Genomic DNA, 16,567 nt, shown 5'->3' on the forward strand with positions numbered 1-16,567 from the left:
GCGTATCAAAGCCGCTGCACTTGTTGTTGTGCCTCTAAAGTGCGGACACGATGTAGCAACCTTTCGACTTCCGCGTTCCGGTTCTTGAACCAATCCGTTGACCATATCCGATGGATCTTCCATCCTTGGTTCTCTAAAGTCATTTGCCGCAGCCGATCGCGGTCCCGTGCGGATCGCCCCGAATGGTAGCTCTTGCCGTCGAACTCTACTCCAAGTAGAAACGCACCCGGACGGTGAGGATGTCTCACTGCCAAGTCAATGAAGTACCCACTTACTCCCACTTGGGGCACAACCTCATATCCATTCGCCTTCAAAACGGACCCAACAGCAGCTTCATGTTGATTCGATGGTTCAGCGCCAGGTGAAATCTCAGGGCTCGCCGAGATTCCACTCTTCGCGAAGTGCATGTATCCCTTGAGTGCGCGGACTCCCCACGGTGTAGTCGCTTCCGAACGGATCATGTCGGGGTCGAGCGAACTGAATAGTACCGTTCGCTTTTTAGCCCGCGTGATCAGCACGTTCAGTCTCCGTTGTCCCGTGGCGCTGTTGACCCCAGAGAATCGCTGGAAATAGTTACCTTGCGGATCGGGTCCATAAGTGACTGAAATGAAGATTACGTCTCGTTCATCGCCCTGAACATTCTCCAGATTCTTGATAAAGAATGGCTCGGGCGTGCTTTCCCTGGCATCAATCCAACTGTTCGAGAACGAATCCTGCTTCAACTTCATGTCCAGCAGCTCTTCGATCAGTTCTCGCTGCTCAAAGTTCATAGTCACAACGCCCAAAGATTCTGACGGATACAGTGCGATGTGCTCCAAGATAGCGTCTACAACGCGCTCCGCTTCCAGAGCGTTTCTACGATTCTCATAGATACCTTTGGCCTCAACGTATTTGACCCCAAGCTCAGGGTGGTCGTGATATGCGGATGGGAAGACGACCAAATTGCCGTCATAAAATTCGGAATTGGAAAACGCGATTAGGCTGTGATGCTGTGATCTATAGTGCCAGCGTAAGCGACGCACGGGCTGGTAACGACTCAGGGCAATATCAAGGATGCTTTCACCTTCTCCTACAGCCGTCTTGTCCTCTGCCTCTTCCGCTTCATCATCTAGGGTTCGTTGAAAATATGAGGTCGGCGGGAGCTGTTTCGGATCGCCAACGATGACCAATTGTGTTCCACGAGCGACTGCGCCCAGCGCATCCTCGGGCCGTAACTGCGACGCCTCATCCATGACAATCAGATCAAAGGACAAATGGCCCGGAGCAAGAAACTGCGCCACCGACATAGGACTCATCATGAAGCATGGCTTTAGTCCCTGAATGGCCCGACCCGCACGAAGCATCAACTGTCGAATTGGGATATGTGCTCGCTGCTTCGTAATTTCGTGGCTTACAAGTGCAAGCTCGGTCGTATCTTTGACAACCGAACCCCGCACTCCGGGTGGGACAACACGACGGCTAGCACGATGCGCAATATCGAGTTGGTTTAGATTGATGACAGATCGATCAAGCGCTGCAAACTGTGAACGCACTTCTTCATGAGTCGTGCCGCTCAAACGCCAGAGGTCGGGATGTTCACTAAACAGGCGCCGAAGCAAAGTGTCGCAGAAGAGATACTCGAAAGCTCCAGATACACTTTCGAAGGAAATCGCTCCGAGCAGGCACTGATTGACCAGATACTCCAATCCCGCATTTCGCAGTTGTGTTGCCGAACGCTGAGCATCGATCCAGATCGGTAAGAGAGATTCGGTTTCTCGACATTTATCAATTGCGGCCGCAGCCTTCTGAAGAGCCGCAACAGACGAACGTTTCGCAAATGGTATCGGTGACCCGAGCGCCGCTACAACCTCATTTTCTCCGACGCCTAAGGCTGAAGTGTTGTCGTTGAGGTCCTTGATCCACCGATATAGCCATTGAACGCGCTCTGGGTACTCCAGTGCCAAGAGCCACTTCTTGATCTCTGACGGGAAGTTTGATGCGACTATCCGTTGCACCAAAGCAATGGCACGAGTCACCGGAGTGGGATCAGTCGCCAGTCCCTCATAATGAAGACCCAAAACTACTTTCGCCGCTTCGTCGTTTTGAATTTGATAGCGGAGACCCTTTGCCTTCGCAACGCGATCAAATAAGTCAACGATCTGGGTCCGGCTCGTTGAGTCTGCAAGTGCGATCGGCTCCAGTATCGTAATCACAAGAGAGGAAGCCGACGCTATAGCGCGCACATTCTCCAAGAAGGCTTCCACTTCCGCGTCCACTTGCTCCAACTTGAGATTTGGGACCCGTGCGTGCAAATCCGTTAACCGCTGCAACGCATCTTCCAACTCTTCCGGTACGGGAAAGCTTTCACTTGCCATGCCGAGAATGCCTCGCAGTCGACTGGCCGGAAGTGTGAGTAGGGCTGATCGCACTTCCGAAGCGAAAGGCTGATGTTCTGGCAGTCTCGCAAATACCTCTTCATGCCACCGCGTGACATCAATCAGATCTGCCCATGGGGTAGAAAGGCCTGAAAACTGTTCACCGAGCTCCGTTCTATATTCCACTCGGCTGGAGAAAGCTTCGATCTTGACACGGCTATGAGCGAGCAAACGCAAGCAAGCGGCCTTTTGATTACGCGTTCGCTTCTGTGCTGCATGGCAATGCGCCTTAAAGAGCGATGCCGCACCACGATATGGCTTAGCCCATCTGCCGTACCACGGCGTGCTATCCAGGACGGCAGCGGCCTCATTTAGTTGCAGCGCAGAGGTCTCACTATCGACCACAAAATGCTCCGACAGGCTTTGTCTCTCCGCCAGGAGTGCGGAACATTCTCTTTGGGCCGCTTCGAGAAGGTGAGCTAGGCCGTCCTTCGCGAAACGGGAACCTCGTAGATGAGCGAGATGCATCGGCGCTTTTGTAAGTAATTGGCGAGCAGCGATCAGGTCGGTGAGGCACCTAAGCGTGAAGGACGAACGAACTCCCAACGCTTGGCCCAATTCGTTGCTAGCGCTCTTCGCTCGCGCGATGTGCTGTTCGCACTCTGAAAGCGCTTTCGGTAAACTGCGCAGACTGCCAAGAGAATAGTCAGTCATTCCAAGATTGCGAAATGTTTCGTCGGCCCGTCGAAAATCATCGGGAACCGTCGTGTCCAGTAAAGAGTCCCCATTAGGCAATGTTTGAAGTTGCGCACGAAAATCATCAATAGACTTTAGAAAATGACCGACCGACGCGGACACCTTGGGCTCAGAGAGGACACTCAGTAGATCGTAATGGCATTCGCTTTCGCCGTTGGGGAGGCGTTCCGTCCATTGGTCTGTCGCCCCGAGCCAATCCGTCATATCAAACACAGGGCGCGAGAAAGTCTGTGCTAGCGTTTCGATCAGGACGACCCGTTGCTCGCACAGTGTTCCAAGCCTAGGGAGAGCCGCTAGCAAGCTGTCTTGCCCTGCAAGGCTCAGTTCCACGTCAGGAAGCCATCCCCACGGATTCTCTTTCTTTTCGATCTTGCCCCCGGACTCGGACATCCGACGAAGATGGGCGGCGTAGGTCGCGACCATATCTTTGCGTTCGTGCAGCGCTCGGTAGTCCCATGTGTGCGCTTCCGCGAAAGTGAGGCTCTTGATCTCGTGCAAACTTTTTGGAACGGAGTTTTCAAGCGCGTCGCGTTGCCAGATCAGTTCGAACGGAGACTTGCCGATTGCCCCATAGGGCAAATTCAGCAAGGACACATATTTGGTAAGTTCATCCCGCTTAGAATCCAGCAAGCCTTGTTTCTGAGCAAGCGTCGTTGGTGAAGAAAAGCTCATAGACGCTCTAATGCGTTCTTCGAGCGACTTCAGTAAACCGACTTTGCTTGTCTTATGGCTGTGCAGCTCCAGGCAGAACTCTCCGAGACCGCTACTGTCGAGACGCCTCTTGACCACCTCCAGCGCTGCCATTTTCTCGGCGACGAATAAAACGCGCTTACCGTTCGCGATGGACGCCGCAATGAGGTTGGTGATGGTTTGCGATTTACCAGTCCCCGGAGGGCCTTCGATGACTAGATTCTTGCCTCGCGCAGCATCAATTAGCGCACTGTGCTGTGAACTGTCTGCGTCGCAAATGAGGGGTGGCACATCTCCCGCAGTAACCGCCTCTTGGTCGATATCAAACTCGTTCGCGAATGTCAAACCCTCTGCAGTGCTTCCGGAGAACATGTCCAGCAGCCGGGGATGATTGACCAGAGCTACGTCTGCCGGCCAACGCTCCGAGTCAAGGTCTAGGTACATTAGGAGCTTCCCGAAGCTAAGCAGTGCTAGTGATACTTGGCGGCATATCCGCCAGTCTCGCTTCTGCTCGAGGATGGAGGCGAAACGCAGGAAATACCGCTCCGGGGTTTCGTCCTCTTCGATATACGGAATCTCGATTCCGAAATCACGTCTCATCTTCTCTACAAGCGAAAGATTTGTCGTCAGATCCTCGCCTGTGTACTGCAAACGCACCGAGCGGTCTTCTTCTTGGGCTCTGGGCGTGATGAGCGAAACGGGAACCACGAGTAAGGGGGCCTGTCGAATCTGGGTTGAGTCGTCCGACTCACGCCATTCGAGGAAACCAAAGACCAAGTGCAACAAATTGGCACCTGACTCTTCAATCGCTGTCCGGGCAGTCGTCCCGATCTTCCGTATGATCGTCTCGAAGTCTTCCTGATAGTGGAGAACCGGAAGGCAAGTCGTCTGACCGGCATCTCGTAATAGGTCAAACCCGGTTCGCCAACCTAGTTCTTCCGCATAATCCTTCGCTGAGGGTTTCTCTCCACGCTCTGCGATGTATTTCTTGGTGGGTTCGGGAACATAGACAAACGGCAATCTCTTGTCATCCACCAGGTTTTCATAGACCACATCGAGATCGGCGTCCACGACTCTTAGGGACGAACTGCCATGTCGATAACTAATGAGCTTATTTCGGTTCGTCAGGTCAAGAAGACGGCGACGAATGTTCTCCAGCCCGCGCCGCACCAAATCCCTTTGCGTGGTATCGAGTTCGACTGGCTGCGGTCTGTCCACGCGAACATCGGGCATAGGATGGGCTCAGGTGGTGCTCTTTCTGAGAACGGGTGACTAAAGATGCGTTGTTTCATCATAGCCTTGACAGCGCCAGTATCGAGGTGTCTGCGGAACGTGCGCCAACGATTACTACATCTCGCCGTTAGGGCATTTTCAGAAAATTAGCGCTGAGCTCTTGACAATAGGACAAAATAGGAGAAAATAGGAACCAGAAGAGGAGATGCCAATGATTTCTCAGTCTGTCTCAAAATCCCGGTTCGGTCTTATTCCACCGCCGCACATGCACGTTGACGCAGAGAACTGTCCTGCCTGTGGACAGGAGATCCCTCCCGATCGTCTTGAAGAGATCAGCGGCAAGATTGCGGCCCGAGAACGCGAACAAGCCTTGGCTTTAACCACGCGCCTTGAGCAGCAGCACGCCTTTGAGAAATCGCAAGTGGAGGCGAAAGCTAAAGCCGACCTTGATTCTGAGCGCCAACAAGGCATTCTGCGTGAACGTGTGGCGCGCGACGAGGCAAGGCAAGCGGCGGAGACGGCGGCAGCAGAAGCTCTGGCTGCGGCTGCAGAGCAGCGCAAACAGGCCGAGGCGGTACTAAAGCAACAACTGGAAAGTTCAGAAGCTTCTCGCCTCAATGCTGAGCATCAGAAGGGCGAACTCAACGGCCAACTTGCTGCGACCGCTGCTGCGCTAGAGGCAGAGAAAGCAGCCGCGAAGTCACGGGAAAACAAAGCACGGCAGGAAGAACGACAAGCAGCAGACGCAGCGTCTGCCATCCGAATTGCCGCGCTGGAGGAAGCGCAAAAGCAGCGTGAGGATGGCTTGCAGGCTCAGCTCGTCGAGGCGAATGCTTCAAAGACTGCCGCAGACCAAAAGACGCTCCTTCTCGAAAGCCAAATCAAGAATGCCGATTCCGCGCATCAAGCGCAGCTCCAAAAATTGAAAGAGGAAGCGGATCAAGCAGCCGAACGAGTGCGTCTTGAAGCGACTTCTGCAGCACGAGCTGAATCAACGGATGCTATCGCCGCCCACGTCAAGGCAGCGACCGATGCAACTGAGAAGGCCCGCGAAGCTGAGGAGAAACTTGGACTTCTTGAACAACAGCATCAATCGAACATCGAGAAAGAACTAAGCGCACAGCGCGAAGTGCTCGAACAGGCCTCGGATGCAAAGTTGAATGCCCAGAGTGCGAAGTCGTTCGAGGAGACTCTGAAGCTCACCAACAAGCTAAATGACTTGCAGAGAGCTTTGGAGAAGAAGACCGCAGAGGAACTCGGAGAGGGCGCCGAGGTTGATGTCTACGAGGCCCTCAAGGCGGACTTCCCGGAAGACAAAATCAATCGTATTCCGAAAGGCGCGGCTGGCGCCGATATTATTCACGTCGTCATAATGAATGGTAAAGAATGCGGAACGATCCTCTACGACTCGAAGAATCACAATCAATTTCGCAACGACCACGTTTCCAAGCTTCGTTCGGACCAGATCGCGGCAAAAGCAGAGCACGCAATTCTGTCGACTCGAAAATTCCCGCAGGGTACCGGGCAGCTTCACGTCCAGGATGGTGTCATCCTCGTCAATCCCGCTCGTGTCGTTTCGATAGCCACCATAATCCGTCAACATCTGTTGCAGATTCACATCATGCGGGCGAGCGGTGTCGAACGAGAACAAAAAACCGTAGCGCTGTACGAATTCATTACGTCGGAGCATTGTGCATCGCTGTTATCGAGGGTGGATGACCGAGCATCTGACCTCTTGGAGCTTCAAACGAAAGAAGTCAAGTGGCACCAGAACCATTGGAACAAAGAGGGAGAAGCGTTGCGGGCTATTCAAAAGGCGAAAGCCGATCTTACCCAGTGCATCGGCTCCATTATCGGCACGGTTGACGAAGAAGAAGAAGAATTGGAAGAGGCCTCTTGAAGATGATCGCGCAAATGCCGTCACCCGTAGTAGCTGCCCCCGGATTCGCGTTACAAGAGCGTCGTCTTGACCGCACTGTTCTCCGTACGTACCGGACTTTGCTAGACATCGACGAGCTCATACCGAATCCTAATCAGCCCAGGCTCGGCCCTAAAGAAGATGATGAATTACAGAGCCAAATCGAGGCGAATGAAGGCATATTCGAACCTTTACTTGTTGAACCTCATCCCGATTTGCCGGCAAAGTTCCGCATCATCGACGGAGACCGCCGCTGGACAAACTCAAAGATCCTCGTTGAGAGAGGAAAGGAACAGTATCGGCGAATTCCAGCGGAAGTGACGGATAGAACCCTGTCGGAAGACGAAAGGCTTCGAGTTTGGATCTATATCCATCGCCAAAGAAAAGAATGGGACGCCAGAGAGAAGGAGATGGTCGCGTACCGGCTCGTCGACCTTGTTGGCCGCGCCAGTGCCGCCAATATCCTTGGCATGACCGTCCGTGAGCTCGATAAACTTGTCGACATCTTTCAGCTTTCCGGCCGTTTCACTGCACTTCGTGACCCGAGTGCTGCGATTACATGGGCTCGGGAGCTTATGGGAGTCAGCAAGAAGCTGTTGGTCCCATCTGTAGTCGACACCGTAGTCAAGAAAGTCAACGAGAAGCGGATAACAAATTCCAAGGACTTGCGAAAGCTCCGAGCGATCCTTCCCGATCCGATCGCACGGGCACACTTTTTAAGCGATGCTGGCGATCTCGAGTCAGCTCAACTTCGTATCCGGCCTGTCGAGAGCAGTCCCCCGGGCGGTCCCTTGAACAACTTGGAGTCGGCTGTCGAAGCGATGAAAGCCCTTCCTTGGGTGGCACTGCAAGAGATGAAAGGCAATGCAACCGTTCTGCAAAAGCTGGAAGAGGCGGAGAATCTCCTAAAGTCCCTCCGCCGAGCGCTCGCGAAGGAATAACTCGAAGCAATTCTCCGTTTCTGAAGGAAAGCATGGCCACGATACTCTGCTCAAATTGCATCGAAGATCCCTACCTTAAGCAAAACATTATTGAGGAGGGCGAACCTGGAGAATGCGATGTCTGCGACGAGGAACAGCCAACAACAATCTCCATCAGCCGTCTCGGCGAAATACTTGAACCTATACTTAGGAAACACATCAAGCAGGGGGAGGAAGTTCGTCGATTTGATTCCGACGACGACAACGGGTACTACGAACAGGAGGGCGACGACCTCGACCACTTCGTTCAGGAGATCTTAGGCCAATATTTCGATTTCAATAACGAAATCATTGAGGCGGTCATCGACGCGGAAGGTTGTTGGCCGCCGGATGGCGACGAACCGTTTTTCGATACGAGCTGCTGCTACGTTTCGACCGAAGTATTAGATTACGAGTACCAGCTTGGCTGGAAAGATCTTCGCAAGGAGATTCAAACTCGCCGTCGTTTCTTTAGTTCGGTTGCAAAGGAGTTCTTTGATGAGCTTTTCAGCGATGTCGATACGCTTTTGACTCATTCGTTCCCAAAGGACGAAAGCGGCGTGGTGCTAACTGTTCCGTTGGGCTTTCCGATCTATCGCAGCCGTGCCTGTGGTTCCGAAAGCGTTCTCCAGGCAATGTTCGACAATCCCTATAAAGAGGTGGGTCCGCCGCCTCCTGAGAAGGCGCGCGCAGGTCGCATGAATCCAGAAGGAATCTCTATGCTTTATGGAGCCACCGAAAAGGAGACTTGCTTGGCGGAGCTGAGACCTCCCCTGGGAGGAGATGCCGCGACCATCAAGGTTGAAACAATAGAGTCGCTGCGCTTGCTTGATTTCACTCGTATGACCAAGGCGTACAAGCTTCTTAGTTATTTCCAACCAGATTTCGAACAGCAAGCCGCTCGCTTCAAGTTTTTGCGCAGTCTCGGTGAGCTCATATCACGACCAGTGACGCCGGGGCACGAAGACGAATACCTTATCACGCAAACGATGATGGAGTATCTAGCTGAGGTCCATTCCAAACCGTTCGATGGTGTGCTCTTTGGTTCCGCGCAGCGAAAGGGCGGCGTCAATGTCGTTCTCTTTGCGCGGACGGAAGATGACGCTCCGGTGTTCCCGGTGCGGTACCTGAAAGACAGTCTGTCCATTTCGGAAACCACTGAGATCACCTACAAGCATCAGGAACGAAAGTATCGTCTCTCCGATGATGGGCGCGTCGAACCAGATTGGGATTGGTGGGACGAATAGCCCATCCAGAAACAAGGGGATGATGAGGCATGCAGTACCGAATGGTGTCACGTTAGCGGGATCTGAAAATATTCACGGTAACGAAAGACCTTGCGTTAACGAATGACCTGAAACTTCACTTCGAGGAAAATCCGTGAATCTAACCCGTTGCTTTCAGAGCGGAAGTGTTCCAAATTCCGCAGCATCAAGAGCTTTCTTTAGCATCTCAGGCCCGTTGTTCCGTACGTTGCCGACCTTCAAATTAGCCTCGTACATCTCCATTTCTTCGGCCTCATACGGTCGAAGCAAATCTAGCGGCAGCCGCTCGGTCTCTTCCCGGTCGAGCCAACGGTCGTAGTCTCGCGAGTGGAGAATTACCGGCATACGCGGATGTATCCGCGACATCAACTCATTTGCTTCGGTCGTCACAATGGCGAACGATTGCAGCCAATGACCGTCCTTGTCTTTCCATGCGTCCCACAAACCCGCAAATCCGAAAAGACTGCCGTTCGAAATCTCAAAGGCGTAGGGTTGTTTTGGCGGTTTTCCTTCCTTCGGCCATTCGTAAAATGCGCTTGCCGGGACGATGCAGCGCCGCTTCTTCATTGGCTCCCGCCAACTCTTAGATGTCGTTATAGTCTCTGCTCTGGCGTTGATCGTGGAAAGCCCTTTGATCTCGCTCAGCTCTTTTGTGAAAAACGAAACCAAACCCCAACGGGCCAAGACCAGCTCGCGTTCGTTTGTCTCTCTGTTCTGCCGGACGATGGGTTGGTGTGTCGTCGGAGCGATGTTGTAATCCGCGTCAGGCATGGGCAGATTAGAGGTGTCATTCTTCGCCTTAAACCACTCAGCGATCTTCTGCTTATCGCTTCGCCTTACATATCGTCCGCACATGATTAGTCCTCACCACAAAGCGCGCACTCCTGCACATGGTCTGCGAAAGCGTCCCATTCCGAAATGCCGGCGAACGCCGAGCTCCGCAGGTCGCTGAAGTCTTTCGGCTCTAAGAACGTGTAATCCTGCGGGCGCGCCGCCGCGAAGTCTTCGAGGAGCCTCGTACCCGCCTCACACGGATAGAAGACCTGAACGATCGGGTCTTCGCGTGAGATCGCTTTATGGGCCATCAACACCTCCGCGCACCCGCGCTTCAGCGGACTCTTTCATTTTGACATATTCGCCTCCTCTTCGCCTATACTCAGTCGATGAAACAGGTGGGAACGCAGTGGAAGATCGACTGGCCGAAGATGGGCCCGTCCATCCTTATCGCAACCGCGCTGATCGTGGCGATCAGGACTGCTAAATGGGCCGCGAAGGCCGCAGGCGACCCGCTCATCTCCGACGTGGATAATGACCTGGACCGCGAAGTCAGCTACGCCGCATGCATCACTATCCGTGTGATGCATGAGTTGATGAAGAAGCACGAGAGCCTGTTTCCTGGAAAAAGAGAACCAATCTTCGACGGCATCCATGACGAAGACGTAGCAGAATAAGCAAACTCCGACGATCAATCCAACGTCAGCACAATCGGCGTGTGGTCGGAGGGCTTTGGCAGTCGCCGAGGAATTTTATCGATCACACATGATTTTAGGCGGCTGCTAAGTCCTGGCGACAAGAGGAAATGATCAATACGGATGCCGCGATTGTGCTCAAATGCCTGGCGGAAATAATCCCAAAACGTGAACTGACCCTTTTCGCTTGGGTGCAAGGAACGGAATGCGTCGATGTAACCAAGCTCCAGCAGCCCCCGATAGCGCTCGCGTGGTTCCGGCTGAAAAAGAGCGTCGCCTATCCACGACGCTGGCTTGTGACAATCAATGTCCTCTGGAATGACGTTAAAGTCTCCGCCAACGACGGTCGCAATCTCACTCGTGAGCCAGCGCTCCATTTGCACCCGCAGCCGATCCATCCAATCGAGCTTGTATTCGAACTTTTCCGTGCCTATCGGATTTCCGTTGGGGAGATAAATGTTCACAACGCGTAGATCCTTGATGATGACCTCAAGAAAGCGCGCATGGGTATCCACTCCGAGTCCGTCCAGACTCTGGCTCACCGACTTCACCGGAAAGCGGGACACGATCGCCACTCCGTTATAGGCCTTTTGCGTGACGGCGACGCTTTCGTATCCCAGCGCACGGAATGTCTCCGTAGGAAAGTCAACGCCCTTCAGTTCTTGGAGTAGCAAGATATCCGGCCCACGCTTTTCTAGCCAGTTCTTGACGTGATCAAGTCTCGCTTTGATCGAGTTGACGTTCCAGCTTGCGATCTCCATAGCGGTTCGGTGTTCTCCAATACTCCGTCAGATGCCCATGCGCGGCGTCACGTCAGGAGGCCTAAACTCCACACTGATCGCGCCAGATCTTTGAAAACGCTAAGGGAGAGAGTCAAAGAGATCTCGCGTCCGCACAGAGAGCGCTCCTGCGAGCTTTACGATGTTCTCCAGCGCCACGTTCCGTTCCCCGCGTTCCACACCGCCCACATAGTTCCGATGCAGTCCCGCCCGTTCCGCCAGCTCCTCTTGCGAGTAGCCGCGATCTTCGCGTAAGGCACGTAAAGCCCTTCCGAAGAGGGATTTGGTCGAGACTTTAGCCACTTCATCATGGTTTGTCCTTGACCACTATGAGTCTACACACGATGAGTGTGATATTCTCGGTCACCGTGAACGGTTCGACTCATCTCTGATGCGCCGAGGTTTCCATGATCGAATGTAAAGAACTTGCTGGAAAGGTTATTCGCGTCTGCCATCTCTACGAAGACGGGGTTAACGGTCCCGAATTGCAGATCGAGTTTACCGATGGCACCAGCTTCGTAACTGGTCTCAAGGTTGAAGTGTCTTTCGAAGCCAGGTATCTGCGAAGCGACGGCGGCGGATCAACAATCCTCAAAGACTATACGCAGCCGGTCATCATCCCCCACTAGCTACGACAAATGGATTTCCTTCTGCACCGCCCTGGCAGGTAGGACATTTGCGTTGAAAAATGTCACTCCCGTTCGCCCCATACACCTGACCGCAGTGCGAGCAACCGAGCTGATAAACCCTCTGTAGATGATCCGTGCCCGGCAATCGAGTGTTCCGCACAACCACCTGACCATTCTTATTTACATATCCTGTGAGTGTAGTTGCCGTCTTTCGCGTTGGCATTGTTTTCCCTACCTCGAACGCAGCTGCGTCAAAGACCGTTGGAAGCACACCAGCCTCCTCACAAACGGACTGCAGCCGGTCAAGCCAAAATTCGTAGCCTTCGGCATCGGTCAAATCCGAATTGGGATGTTCCAACCGAGGTTCTCACCAAGCCAACCGGCTACTCGACTATCGAGCGGAATCTCGTATCGCGCTAGGCCAAGTTCTTGGAGGAGGTTGCGCGACTGCTTTGGACCAATGCCGCAAAGGTTCTCAGAGAGCAAGTGTGCCACCTTGCGTTCTTGATTGATCGTGTCCGCGAGGTGGCCTTTCACGTCAGCTTGAGCGAGTGCCTGCATGACGGAGGAAAGCTCTCCCCAGATGCCCGGGTCTCCGAATAGAGTTTCGAGGTTGGCGCGCAGGAACTTTGTGATCGGGCCACCGAAACGGAAGCTCTTCAAAATCACTCTGATTTCATCATCGCTCTTCTGTTCGTAGACCTCGAGACTTAGCGGGAACGGTTCGCGTTTTGCAAATGATGCGACTTCAGAATCCGGGGTTGAACGCTGCTGCGACGTAAGCAAGGCTAATACAAGCTGCTCCCAGAAAGTCTGTTTCGACGGCGAGATCACGTTTTGTTGTGCGGCACTACGAATCCTGTCCGCTACCCAGGCTGTCGTCTTCGTTCGGTCGACCACTTCAAGAATCAGCGAGGCTTCCACATTCTTTGTTGGCGTAGATGGCGATATGAGATTCATTCTCTTGTCTCCACTTCCCATTATGGCGCGCTCAGGGAGGACGGATCCTCCCTGTCTTCAGCCGCTCTGCGTCTTACGCCACCCGCCTCAGCGGGACGTTCCCTCCCGCAACGCCCTCCCTATCGTTCCTGTGCGCTGGCGCGCACCAATAAGGAAAACAAGCCTCGCTAAGGGGTGAGTGTACCGCGACATGCGTTACGTTGTGGACCTGAGACATCCGTTACAAGCCCCTTGCGGTGGCGATGGTTCGAGTTGAGGGGGCACGAGAAGACATATATCCGGTCGTCGGGGCCGTGGGAATGTGGGAATCCCGAAGGGATTTCCAAAGAGTGTGGGAAGGGTGGGAAGCCGGCTTCTTGGCTTTCCATGCTTTCCATACTCTGTCATTTCCATGGCCTGCTTTTCGCCCAGGCGAAGAGCTGAGTTGACAGCTAGATCGTCCAGCGCAATGGGCCGTACTCGCAAGGAAGTGTCCGTCGTGATTGTTGTCGCTGAGTGCCTTGGCGATCTGCACTAGAGATTTGTCAATCATCAAATCGCAGCGCTTCAAAGAGGCCTTTAGACTTTTTCGTTTCTATGGCAACTTGCAATTCCGAAAGTCCCTGTTTATTGGAGTTGTTCTGAGATTCCGCCCCAGTCCTCCGGGAGAATGTCAGATACGGATTGTGAAAACGTCCAGGAATGGCCTGCAAGATCCTCGGCAACGTACTGCCGCTCTCCGTAAGGATGGGTACCTGGTTCTTGGGTAATTTTCGCGCCGTGCTCTCTTGCGTGATTGCAGTGTGCATCTGCGTCGTCGATGCGGACGGTGACCGAATGGCCGAGGCCGACAGCACCGCCGATCTCATGCGGGCGAAGCTCTCTTGCGATAATCGCGCCTTCTCCGACGTTGAGCTGCACGCGGTGCGTGTCGACTCGCAGGCGGACTGTAAAGGCGAACGCCTGGCACAGCCAAGCCGCTGCCTCATTCGCATTTAGGTAAGCGAGAACCGGGATTACCGTGGCGCGAGGTATTGATCGATTCCAAATCATCTGCAAACTCCCAATAGCGTCAGGCTAGGCTTTGAGGCGACTATAGCAGCGTCATCCTACCCAACCCCATAACAGCCCATCCATAGCCTTCTCAGAATCGACGTGCAAGTCAACCTTTTCCCGGCCATTCCCAGGTCGGTTCAATTGTTGAGAACAGGCCAAAGCACTCATTGAGAAATTGGTAATGGGGCGATCGATAAGCCCCGAAAATCGCGGGTTTCTCAAGGCTTGCTAAAAAGGGGCGTCCGAAACTAGACTCGCGTGTGAGAGCTTTGGCTGAATCAGAGCTGGACATTAGTTTCATGAGAGGCCCGTGTGATGGCTAAGAATGCAGCTCGAGTCTTTTTGGGTCTCGCCTATTGCCTGCTTGTTAGCCTGAGTTCTGCCTCCGCTGAGGTTAAGGCGGTCGTCATTACGAGCCGTTTGCCGTGGCTCGACGGCAAGCCCGTAGGATCGGTGGGTGCATACGAAAAGCTGCAGGGGCACATCACATACACCATCGATCCAAAGGCAAAGGGAAATGAACGTATTGCTGATATTACGCTTGCACCTCGAGATGCACATGGAATGGTTGAGTTCACGGCTGACTTCGTTGTTGTGCGTCCCGTAGACCCGGCCAAGGCCCGGTCTACGGTCTTTCTTGAAATTCTAAATCGGGGCAAGAGCAATGTCAGCCGATATTTATTTCAGTCAGATCGCAAGACCCCGTTCAGGGTTGAGACGCTGGACGGGGTGAAGCTGCGCGATGCGTTTTTGTTCGAGCGGGGTTTTACGGTTGCGTGGGTGGGATGGCAATTCGACCTGCCCAAAGGAACGATTCGTGTAGATGTACCTGCGGTACCGGCGCCGGGGTTGGTGCGGGAGGCTATTGCACCGGACGCGAAGGAACTTGCGAGTGGAATACATTCGTTAAAGGAATCGTATTGCGCCGCCGATGCGGAACAGGCTGCCGCGACGCTTTCGGTGAAGGCGAGCTTCGCTGGGCCGGCGCAGCTCTTGTTACGTAGTTCCTGGTCTTTCGCGCACCGGGATGATGGGAAAGCGGTACCGGATGCCTGTTCGATTTTGTTGCCGGGCGGGATCAAACCGGGAAAGGAGTATGAGGCTGTATATCAAGGTGCGCCTTCACCCGTCGCTGGACTTGGATTAGCCGCAGTTCGCGATTTTGTTTCGTATTTGAAGTTTGGTGGCGTGCCGTCTGCGCTGCGCGAAAGCCCTCAGACGGAACAGCACGTTTTGGGGTATGGATATTCCCAAAGTGCTCGTTTTTTAAGACAATACCTGTACCAAGGATTCAATGCGGATGAGCACGGTCGGCAGGCGTTCGATGCGATGTTTATTGCAAGCGCGGGCGGGGGACGAGGAAGTTTTAACCAACGATACGCGATGCCGGGGGAGGCCGGTAATTCTGTCATGTCTGACCTGAGGCCAGTTGATCTATTTCCTTTCACGGACGGAGATGACACGGACCCTTTCACGGGAAAGCGCGATGGCTTATTGGATGAGGCAAAGAAGTCGAAGACAGTACCTAAGATCTTCTATACGTATAGTTCGAGCGAATATTGGGCGCGGGTAGGTTCGCTGGCCTACACGACCGTAGATGGGAAGCGTGAGCTACCAATCGATGGCCATGCGCGGCTTTACTTCTTCGCGGGAGTGCCGCACGCGCATGGAATTTTTCCAGTAGACAAGATAGGGCTCACACCAGGTCAGACGTATGAGAACTATGGGAATTTCGCCAGTTCCTGGTGGGCGTTTCGGGCGCTGGTTCTGGATCTGGACGCGTGGATGGTGAGCGGTGAAGAGCCGCCACCGTCCGTGTATCCGCGTCCTGGGCATGACCTCGTTGCGCGGGAGCAGGTTCGATTCCCGAAGATACCGGGTTTGGAGTTCCCCTCGTACACGCCACAGAACTGGCGAATGGATTTTGGGAAGGAGTTTGCAGTGTCGGGTGTGCCCACGATCGAGCCTCCCAAACTCGGTCCGGAGTATCCGGTTCTGGTGCCTCAGGTCGATGAGGATGGCAACGACAGGGGCGGGATCGCTCTACCTTTTGTGGCGGTGCCGTTGGGAACATTCACTGGTTGGAACTATGAACTACCGAAGCTTGAGTCATTTCATTATTTGGCCGGGCTGATTGGTAGCTTCCAACAGTTTGCATGCACCAAAGCTGATCGAGACCGGAGTGGCGATCCTCGACTTTCGATTGCGGAGCGATATGCCGATCGCGCAGACTACCTAGCCAAAGTGCATGCGGCTTCGCTCGCCCTAGTTGGAAGAAAGCTCTTGCTTGCCGAGGATTTGGGCGCTATTGAGAAGGAGAGTGAAGGCTTCTGGGATGGGCTTACCGTCGACGATCAACCACACAACCGAAACAAAAAGCTCCAGTAAAAAGAGTTGGATCTCGGCTTTCGGTCGTTTTCTTTCCGGGTCCTATAACGGCATCTTCCTTCTCTCAGATCGCTGAGGGTAGTGCGAGTTCTCGGGACTATCTGGGGGCTCGATGAGTGCATTGGCGATAAT

13 protein-coding genes are annotated in these 16,567 nt (G+C 53.7%); 6 read left to right on the top strand and 7 right to left on the bottom strand.

The features are described from left to right. Positions 1 to 5 precede the first annotated feature (5 nt). Complete coding sequence (locus tag GRAN_RS22555) at positions 6 to 5,033, bottom strand: DUF4011 domain-containing protein (RefSeq protein ID WP_128915318.1); 5,028 nt, start codon at positions 5,031 to 5,033, stop codon at positions 6 to 8. Positions 5,034 to 5,244: 211 nt separating this feature from the next. On the opposite strand from GRAN_RS22555, the gene GRAN_RS22560 reads away from it, so the two are divergent. The 3 genes from GRAN_RS22560 to GRAN_RS22570 are packed head-to-tail and all read left to right on the top strand — an operon-like array spanning position 5,245 to position 9,157. Next, positions 5,245 to 6,933, top strand: a complete 1,689-nt coding sequence (locus GRAN_RS22560) for a DUF2130 domain-containing protein (RefSeq protein ID WP_161571115.1) — start codon at positions 5,245 to 5,247, stop codon at positions 6,931 to 6,933. Between the two features lie 2 nt (positions 6,934 to 6,935). Then, positions 6,936 to 7,892, top strand: coding sequence for a ParB/RepB/Spo0J family partition protein (locus GRAN_RS22565; RefSeq protein ID WP_241655104.1), 957 nt, complete (start codon positions 6,936 to 6,938; stop codon positions 7,890 to 7,892). A gap of 32 nt (positions 7,893 to 7,924) precedes the next feature. Beyond that, complete coding sequence (locus GRAN_RS22570; protein ID WP_161571116.1) at positions 7,925 to 9,157, top strand: RES family NAD+ phosphorylase; 1,233 nt, start codon at positions 7,925 to 7,927, stop codon at positions 9,155 to 9,157. Between the two features lie 153 nt (positions 9,158 to 9,310). Here GRAN_RS22570 and GRAN_RS22575 read toward each other — a convergent pair whose 3' ends face one another. Continuing rightward, a complete protein-coding gene (locus tag GRAN_RS22575) occupies positions 9,311 to 10,030 on the bottom strand; it encodes an SOS response-associated peptidase (protein WP_128915322.1) in 720 nt (239 codons plus the stop codon). Positions 10,031 to 10,032: 2 nt separating this feature from the next. Then, entirely contained in the window at positions 10,033 to 10,260 is a 228-nt protein-coding gene (locus GRAN_RS22580; protein ID WP_128915323.1) for a hypothetical protein, read from the bottom strand. Positions 10,261 to 10,347: 87 nt separating this feature from the next. Between GRAN_RS22580 and GRAN_RS22585 the strand changes: the two genes are divergently transcribed. Further along, positions 10,348 to 10,626 carry a hypothetical protein gene (locus tag GRAN_RS22585; RefSeq protein ID WP_128915324.1) on the top strand — a complete coding sequence of 93 codons (279 nt, stop codon included), beginning with the start codon at positions 10,348 to 10,350 and terminating at the stop codon, positions 10,624 to 10,626. Positions 10,627 to 10,640: 14 nt separating this feature from the next. Here GRAN_RS22585 and xth read toward each other — a convergent pair whose 3' ends face one another. Then, positions 10,641 to 11,405 (bottom strand): exodeoxyribonuclease III, encoded by a 765-nt coding sequence (xth, locus tag GRAN_RS22590; protein ID WP_128915325.1) that lies wholly within the window; start codon positions 11,403 to 11,405, stop codon positions 10,641 to 10,643. A gap of 99 nt (positions 11,406 to 11,504) precedes the next feature. Next, positions 11,505 to 11,726, bottom strand: coding sequence for a helix-turn-helix domain-containing protein (locus GRAN_RS22595; protein ID WP_128915326.1), 222 nt, complete (start codon positions 11,724 to 11,726; stop codon positions 11,505 to 11,507). Positions 11,727 to 11,830: 104 nt separating this feature from the next. Here GRAN_RS22595 and GRAN_RS22600 point away from each other — a divergent pair, with 104 nt between their 5' ends. Further along, positions 11,831 to 12,052, top strand: coding sequence for a hypothetical protein (locus GRAN_RS22600; protein WP_128915327.1), 222 nt, complete (start codon positions 11,831 to 11,833; stop codon positions 12,050 to 12,052). 333 nt (positions 12,053 to 12,385) lie between these two features. Here GRAN_RS22600 and GRAN_RS22610 read toward each other — a convergent pair whose 3' ends face one another. Together GRAN_RS22610 and GRAN_RS27145 are read right to left on the bottom strand one after the other, a co-directional pair. Further along, the gene (locus tag GRAN_RS22610; protein ID WP_128915328.1) at positions 12,386 to 13,012 is read right to left on the bottom strand and encodes a hypothetical protein; all 627 of its coding nucleotides are present in this window, start codon (positions 13,010 to 13,012) and stop codon (positions 12,386 to 12,388) included. A gap of 606 nt (positions 13,013 to 13,618) precedes the next feature. Next, positions 13,619 to 14,044 carry a VOC family protein gene (locus GRAN_RS27145; RefSeq protein WP_128915329.1) on the bottom strand — a complete coding sequence of 142 codons (426 nt, stop codon included), beginning with the start codon at positions 14,042 to 14,044 and terminating at the stop codon, positions 13,619 to 13,621. Between the two features lie 318 nt (positions 14,045 to 14,362). Here GRAN_RS27145 and GRAN_RS22620 point away from each other — a divergent pair, with 318 nt between their 5' ends. Next, positions 14,363 to 16,435 (top strand): alpha/beta hydrolase domain-containing protein, encoded by a 2,073-nt coding sequence (locus GRAN_RS22620; RefSeq protein ID WP_128915330.1) that lies wholly within the window; start codon positions 14,363 to 14,365, stop codon positions 16,433 to 16,435. Positions 16,436 to 16,567 lie beyond the last annotated feature (132 nt).

This window comes from Granulicella sibirica (assembly GCF_004115155.1).
In the GTDB taxonomy this organism is placed as follows: Bacteria; Acidobacteriota; Terriglobia; order Terriglobales; family Acidobacteriaceae; genus Edaphobacter; species Edaphobacter sibiricus.